General features: G+C 66.3%; 1 pseudogene. It reads left to right on the top strand.

Features of this window, described 5'->3' with window-relative positions:
* A pseudogene (locus A5780_RS06950) lies at positions 1-498 on the top strand (hypothetical protein); the annotation flags it as partial.
* Positions 499-612 lie beyond the last annotated feature (114 nt).

The following is a 612-nucleotide window of genomic DNA, read 5'->3' as shown; positions in this document are numbered from 1 at the left end:
GCTGCCACCGAACAGCCGGGACGCGCTGGACTCCCACCGCACCTCGCCGAGGACCTCGACCTGTCGAAAGTCGGAATGTTCGGTCACTCGCTAGGCGGGTCGACAACCGTGCAAACGATGCACGACGACCACCGTGTCCGTGCCGGCGTCGATCTGGACGGCCCGATCCTGGGCTCTGTCGCCGCGGACGGTCTCGACCGGCCGCTGCTGATGCTGGCCAGCGACACCTCGCCCTGGTTCGGCAATCCGGGCTGGGAACCGCGCTGGGCAACCAACACTGGGGTGAAGATCCCCCTGCGCATCGCAGGAACCCAGCACATGTCGCTGTGCGACCAGCAGATCATCCTGCCGCAACTGACCACGGCCGGCCTGCTCGAGCCCGCCAAGAAGGCCGAAGCAGTCGGCACAATCGACACGGCCCGTTCGATCGACCTGCAACGGGCATACCTGCTTGCCTACTTCGACGCCACCACCAGCGCCGCATTCGGCGGCGAGTAACCGGCGGGTGCTTCACGGGTGAGGAAGCATCTCCGGCTGAGCGAGCCTGGCGAGCGTTTGAGCAATGTCGGTGCCGGGCTGGCTGAAGGTGGCGTCGAAGTAGGCAAGCAGGTA

Origin of the sequence: Nocardia sp. 852002-20019_SCH5090214 (assembly GCF_001665865.1) — a bacterium.
In the GTDB taxonomy this organism is placed as follows: Bacteria; Actinomycetota; Actinomycetes; order Mycobacteriales; family Mycobacteriaceae; genus Nocardia; species Nocardia nova.
Note: the sequence above shows the minus strand (reverse complement) of the source record. Positions and strands in the feature narration are given on the sequence as shown.